The following is a 6,295-nucleotide window of genomic DNA, read 5'->3' on the forward strand; positions in this document are numbered from 1 at the left end:
TTTACTTTAATTGGTATAAAGACACCGAGCCCCTGCACTTCATGCTATTCCGGCACATATCAGAAAGCCTAGTCTGACGACTAGGCTTTCGTCGTTTCCTGCGTATGTGTTTTGGGTTTTAGTAGTAGATCCTTATCGCTAGCTATGAAGTACTTCTCTATATATCGGGAGGTGCTGCTTGGGAATATAGGTGGTCACTTCTAACTCTTAAGCTAAATAGAGCAGAGCACTAATCTGATTGTTTTACTATGTGAAATTCTCTATCGCGTACGTACTTCGCCCTAAGGAGTGAGACTTTATTGCTTGAATACGTAAAGGGTAATTGTCGATTATGTTCGTATTGGTACTCGTTTAGCTGCTATCTAAACCATACCTGATACACGTATCTGGAACCCTGAGACTGACTAAGGAAAAGGTAGGATGCTTAACACTTCAAGCTATCACACTCACTGTGCATAAATAGAGATGTTGATTCGAAAGACCATCAAACAAACCTAAATAGCTATCTCGTAGATACAAAAACGCCTAGCGTTTGCTAGGCGTTGATAAATAGTGTCTCTAATACATCGACTACAGTATTTGCTTAAGCACCCTATCGGCTTTCACACGAGTGATCTTACGAATCAACTTCTGAACTTCCATCGGGTAGCTCTCTACCTTGTCTAACTGCTTATAAGTACAGATAAGCTGAGTGTGTTGAAGGATGTTATCCACTTCAGCCTGAAACTTGTCTGTTAGGTGATGGTAGTTATCTTGGATAAAGATACCGTTCTCTAGATCCAACTTCCATGCGCGTGGATTTAGATTATTACCTGTTAGTAGCATGTAGCGCTTATCTACCCAAATGCCCTTTAGGTGGAAGCTATTGGAATCGTGTTGCCAAAGTCGAATTGATAGATTACGGCTAGCAATATGAGCTTCATTCGCTTTAGCGAAACGGCGTAAGTTCAGTTCGTAAAGGTATGGCAAACCACCAATCGTTTTAAACTCTTCTTCTGGTGAGATAAAGAAATCATTCGCTGTCTTATCACCAACAACAATGCTGACCTTTACGCCACGCTTAAGTGCTTTCTTCACTTCTTTAGCTAGGCTAGGTGGGAAGTTGAAGTAAGGTGTGCAGATGAAGATTTCATCTTTAGCTTGAGCGACGAGTTGGTTGATTCCCTGATTCAGACGGTTACGTCTTTTACCGATACCAACCAATGGTGTTACAGCCACTTGCTCTGCTGAAACCTCTTGCCCTTCGAATTGATACTGAGACCTTGCCAATGATGCTCGAAACTGACGAATCGCTGGTTTCAGTTCTTTGGTCGCAGGCTTGTTCTTATCAGCCAGGTCATAAACAGCGCTGTCCGCAACCATCTGTTCGTGTACGTAGGCAAACATTGAGTCAGCAAGAGCTGCATTGTTTAAAACATGGTAACGATCAAAGCGATAGCGGTCATGGTAATTCAGATAGATATTGTTAAGGCTTGCACCGCTGTATATCACGCTATCATCGACGATAAAGCCTTTTAAGTGCAATACGCCAAAGACTTCTTTGCCGCGAACGGGAATGCCATAGACAGGCACAGAATGTTGATATTTCTCTGCGAACTCTTTATACATGGCTGCATTGCCTTCAGAAGACTCTGCGCCAATCAATCCACGCTGCGCCCGGTGCCAATCGACACAAACGCTCACGTCTAATTCTGGATTCTTTTGCTTTGCTTCATATAAGGCAGTTAGGATCTCACGGCCAGCCTCATCATCTTCAAGATACAAAGCGACTAAACTAATACGAGTCGTTGCGCGAGATATTTCATTAAGTAGGCGAGTTCGAAACTCTTGCGCTGATAGTAGTACTTCAAACTTGTCAGGATTCTGCGCTATGGTTGGCAACTGTATGAATGGATTCCTACTGGCAATCATATTGACTGTTTTACCTTAAAAATATGCAAAATTGCGAACCTTTAATTTTACCAAAGGGATAGCACCAAATACTAGATAATCGAGGCATTCTCTAACAATTTTGCTGATAATGCATAGGAATGAGATCTTTTCCGCTATTCGAATAGCGCTCGTATAAAACTCTTAAACCATTTGGTAGATCTTTAGGGTCTACTTGTACGAATTTGTGTCGCGCGTAAAAATTGGTGAGATGAGCGTACGCAAAGCAGTAATCATCTTCCGTAAGCGTATGTTGCGCACAATAATCCATAAGCTGGGAGCCTAATTGCTGACCACGATGTTGTTTTGATATCGCCATACCGGTAAGTAAGCGATTATTTTCTATTGTACGAAAACGCACGACACCGCACAGTTCGTTATTCAGCAATAACGAATAGATCAGTTCACTCTTATTCGCTTTTCCCGTTGGGTAATGTTCTTTATAGAAACGTTTAACTAGGGGAACCTTTACTGGGTCTAATTGAGTAATGATGACATTGTTCATTCAGTCACTGCGCCATTGGTTTATCTGCTGTAGAATGACCGCAGTGTAAGTTAATTGAATATCGCCATGCAATTCCATCTCAATGCTAGTTTAAAAAATGTTCATACTTTTTCCATCGATCAGACGTGTGATGCGTTGGTTGAAGTCACCACTACCGAAGAACTTATTTCGCTTTACAAAGACCCTAAATGGTCAGCTTTGCCTAAGTTAATACTGGGTAAGGGCAGTAATATGCTTTTTACTGAGCACTTCGCTGGCCTGGTCATCGTGAATAAATTAGCCGGGATTGAGCTGGCCGAGACGGACAGTCATCACCTACTGCATGTGAGTGGTGGCGAGGATTGGCCAAGCTTGGTTGAGTGGAGTGTGGATAAAGGGCTGGGTGGTCTAGAAAACCTAGCAATGATACCCGGCTGTTCCGGCTCTGCTCCGATTCAGAATATTGGTGCGTATGGTGTTGAGCTACAAGACGTATGCGAGTATGTCGATATCCTGTGTCTGGATACTTATACAGTTAAGCGATTAAGCAAAGAAGAGTGTCTCTTTGGTTACCGAGATTCTATTTTCAAACACGCTCTCTACGATAAAGCGATTGTTGTTGCGATTGGTTTAACGTTGCCGAAAGAGTGGGAGCCATGCAATCACTATGGCCCATTAAAAAGCCTAGCAGCCGATACGCTCTCCCCTCGCACTATATTTGATGAAGTGTGTGCTATCCGTTCAAGTAAGCTGCCAGACCCTAGAGTACAAGGGAATGCGGGTAGCTTCTTCAAAAACCCTGTGATCACCAAAGATCATTTTGATCGCTTGTTAGCTCTATATCCAAATATGGTTGGTTATGAGAGTAATGACATGATCAAAGTTGCTGCTGGCTGGCTGATTGATCAATGCCAGTTCAAGGGTGTGACAGAAGGTGGCGCTCAGGTTCACCCCAACCAAGCATTGGTTATTATCAATTATGATGAGGCTTCTGCTGTGGATATCCTTAAGCTTGCAGAGCGAGTGCGCCAGTCCGTTTTGAATAAATTCGATATTCGATTGGAACATGAAGTGCGCTTTATGGGACGAGACTGCGAGACAAACTTGGATAAGGCTTTGGAGTCATTGGCATGAGAGAGCACAGTACCAAGCTTGCACTATTGAGATGTCTTGCTGACGGTGAGTTTCATTCAGGTGAAGACCTAGGTGAAATGATTGGCGTATCACGAGCGGCTATCAGTAAGCACATTAAAGGTATTCAAGAGTGGGGTTTAGATATCTACCGAGTACAAGGCAAGGGTTACAAACTAGCCAGTCGTTTGGATATGCTTGACCAAGACAAATTGTCTGCAGTTAGTCGCGATGCTTCTCTTGAACTCATTCCCATCATAGGTTCTACAAACCAACACCTATTAGAGCGCACTAACACCCTCGAATCGGGTTCTGTCTGTATTGCTGAATATCAAGCTGCGGGTCGTGGACGCCGTGGACGAGAGTGGGTATCACCATTTGGTGCAAACCTCTATCTTTCAATGTATTGGAGACTCGACGCGGGGATGGCTGCCGCAATGGGCTTAAGCCTTGTGGTTGGTGTAGCTGTTGTTGAAGCTTTGGAAGAGATGGGCGTAGAAGGTGTAAAGCTTAAATGGCCGAACGACCTTTACCACAATGACAAGAAGCTTGCAGGTATCTTGGTCGAGCTGTCAGGACAGTCTGGTGGCGCTGCGCATATTGTGATTGGTTTAGGGCTAAACCTATCCATGGATCCAACAACATCAGGTATTGGCCAGCCATGGACTTCCCTTAAAGAAGTGTGTGATGGGAAGGTGCCAGACCGTAACCAGTTAGCGCAGGCTCTGATCAATGCTTGGGATAAGTCACTTGTCGACTACGAGTTGAAAGGAATGTCCAATTTTTTAGAGCGTTGGAACCGCTTGGATAATTTCTTAGGTCGCAATGTTAGATTGATCATTGGACCTAGAGAAATTGAAGGTGTTGTTCAAGGCATCGATGAACAAGGTGCTGTATTGCTCAAAACTGAGAATGGTGTCGAGAGCTATATTGGTGGCGAGATATCGCTAAGAAAAGGCGACTAAGGCGTTACTATTTTCTTAGTAACACTTCTTCAACCATATGATCTGCGCCTTTACGTAGAATCAGGTGAGCCCTTTCTCTTGTCGGAAGGATATTTTGTTCAAGGTTCAAGCCATTAATTGAACTCCAGATACCTTCTGCTTTGTCCAATGCGGCTTGGTTCGATAATTTAGTGTAATGACTAAAGTAAGAGCCAGGCTTAGTAAACGCGCCATCGCGGAATTTCATAAAGCGATTGACGTACCATTCTTTGATTTGTTGGCTATCAGCGTCAACATAGAGTGAGAAATCAAGGAAGTCTGAAATAAACACGCGATGTGGCTCGTGTGGATAATTCATTCCGGTTTGTAAAACATTAAGCCCTTCAATAATAAGCACATCTGGTAGGTCGACGCACTTAACGTCATCAGTAATATTGTACGTAAGATGCGAGTAAACAGGGGCTGTGACATTTCTCTTGCAAGCTTTTACATCCGAAACAAAGTTCACTAAACGCTTGATATCGTAAGATTCAGGAAAGCCCTTTTTGCTCATCAACCCTTTCTCTTCTAACACCTCGTTTGGATATAAAAAGCCATCGGTTGTCACTAGTTCAACTTTTGGGTGGTTTTCCCAGCGAGAGAGTAGGGCTTTAAGCAGACGCGCAGTGGTACTTTTGCCAACAGCTACGCTACCCGCAATACCGATGATAAAAGGTGGCGCTTTCTCTTTCTTATCTAGAAATTGGTGGAGTACCGAGTTTCTATTCTGTCTGGCTGCCACATAGAGGTTCAATAGACGAGATAGCGGTAGATAGATCTCTACTGCCTCTTCCATTGTGAGCTTTTCATTGATGCCTTGAAGCTCTTTTAAGTCGCTCTCAGAAAGTGTCATCGGAACTAAATTCCTTAGCTCAGACCAACGTTCGCGGTCAAATGACATAAATGGGCTCATACAAAACTCTATAGTGGATAACAAAACAAGTGCATGGAAAATACATCAAGCGATAGATAAATAAAATATCTTCCTGTACTAGATGCGGGTTAAAGACGTAAACCTTGAGCTAAATAGCCGTATGTAGGAGTTTGGTCAGAGAATTTTGCACTTTTTTTCAATTTACTATTGCAAGGTGGAAAATCATTCAATAAAATGCGCCCCACTTGTGCCGACTTAGCTCAGTAGGTAGAGCAACTGACTTGTAATCAGTAGGTCACCAGTTCGATTCCGGTAGTCGGCACCACTTTCTCCCTTCCTATAAGGCAAGCGAGAGAAAGCTCAAAATTTGGAGAGGTTCCCGAGTGGCCAAAGGGAGCAGACTGTAAATCTGTTGGCACTGCCTTCGATGGTTCGAATCCGTCCCTCTCCACCATATTCTAAAGGTTAAATAGCTCAAACAGAGTTACGTGTTGCGTGCATCGTATAATGGCTATTACCTCAGCCTTCCAAGCTGATGATGCGGGTTCGATTCCCGCTGCACGCTCCAACTCATTTTGTGTGCTGATATAGCTCAGTCGGTAGAGCGCACCCTTGGTAAGGGTGAGGTCCCCAGTTCGACTCTGGGTATTAGCACCAGTCTAAAGCTTCTTCTCCTTTAATAAAGAAAACCATTTTTTTGGTTGCGTGGTCTTATTTTAAGCCACCTAATCCGTACCTAGAGGGACACCCCATGTCTAAAGAAAAATTTGAACGTACGAAACCGCACGTAAACGTTGGTACTATCGGCCACGTTGACCACGGTAAAACAACTCTAACTGCTGCTATCTGTACTACACTTGCAAAAGTGTACGGTGGTGTTGCTAAAGATTTCGC

Annotated in this window: 6 protein-coding genes and 4 tRNA genes; 7 read left to right on the forward strand and 3 right to left on the reverse strand. The window is 43.5% G+C overall.

Annotated features, from left to right (window positions below; all coding sequences use genetic code 11):
* Positions 1–570: 570 nt before the first annotated feature.
* Both pssA and AB4274_RS21895 read right to left on the reverse strand, forming a co-directional pair.
* The gene (gene pssA, locus AB4274_RS21890; RefSeq protein ID WP_372113236.1) at positions 571–1,911 is read right to left on the reverse strand and encodes a CDP-diacylglycerol--serine O-phosphatidyltransferase; all 1,341 of its coding nucleotides are present in this window, start codon (positions 1,909–1,911) and stop codon (positions 571–573) included.
* Positions 1,912–2,002: 91 nt separating this feature from the next.
* Positions 2,003–2,434 (reverse strand): GNAT family N-acetyltransferase, encoded by a 432-nt coding sequence (locus tag AB4274_RS21895; protein ID WP_017059798.1) that lies wholly within the window; start codon positions 2,432–2,434, stop codon positions 2,003–2,005.
* A gap of 66 nt (positions 2,435–2,500) precedes the next feature.
* Between AB4274_RS21895 and murB the strand changes: the two genes are divergently transcribed.
* Together murB and birA are read left to right on the forward strand one after the other, a co-directional pair.
* Positions 2,501–3,547, forward strand: a complete 1,047-nt coding sequence (gene murB / locus AB4274_RS21900) for a UDP-N-acetylmuramate dehydrogenase (RefSeq protein ID WP_017059799.1) — start codon at positions 2,501–2,503, stop codon at positions 3,545–3,547.
* Positions 3,544–4,509: a bifunctional biotin--[acetyl-CoA-carboxylase] ligase/biotin operon repressor BirA gene (gene birA / locus AB4274_RS21905; protein ID WP_017059800.1), complete on the forward strand. Its 966-nt coding sequence runs from the start codon at positions 3,544–3,546 to the stop codon at positions 4,507–4,509. The genes murB and birA overlap by 4 nt, the downstream gene beginning before the upstream one ends.
* Positions 4,510–4,516: 7 nt before the next feature.
* On the opposite strand, the gene coaA is transcribed toward birA, so the two are convergent.
* On the reverse strand, positions 4,517–5,440 hold the full coding sequence (coaA, locus tag AB4274_RS21910; RefSeq protein WP_017066910.1) for a type I pantothenate kinase: 924 nt from the start codon (positions 5,438–5,440) through the stop codon (positions 4,517–4,519).
* 210 nt (positions 5,441–5,650) lie between these two features.
* Here coaA and AB4274_RS21915 point away from each other — a divergent pair.
* The 5 genes from AB4274_RS21915 to AB4274_RS21935 form a co-directional block, all read left to right on the forward strand.
* Positions 5,651–5,726 (forward strand) — tRNA-Thr (locus tag AB4274_RS21915).
* Positions 5,727–5,770: 44 nt separating this feature from the next.
* Positions 5,771–5,855, forward strand: a tRNA-Tyr gene (locus AB4274_RS21920).
* A gap of 39 nt (positions 5,856–5,894) precedes the next feature.
* Positions 5,895–5,969, forward strand: a tRNA-Gly gene (locus AB4274_RS21925).
* Positions 5,970–5,982: 13 nt separating this feature from the next.
* Positions 5,983–6,058 (forward strand) — tRNA-Thr (locus AB4274_RS21930).
* 94 nt (positions 6,059–6,152) lie between these two features.
* On the forward strand, positions 6,153–6,295 hold a 143-nt coding region (locus AB4274_RS21935), incomplete at its 3' end, for a GTP-binding protein (protein ID WP_240798929.1).

The sequence above is a fragment of the Vibrio sp. 10N.261.55.A10 genome (assembly GCF_041470825.1).
In the GTDB taxonomy this organism is placed as follows: domain Bacteria; phylum Pseudomonadota; class Gammaproteobacteria; order Enterobacterales; family Vibrionaceae; genus Vibrio; species Vibrio crassostreae_C.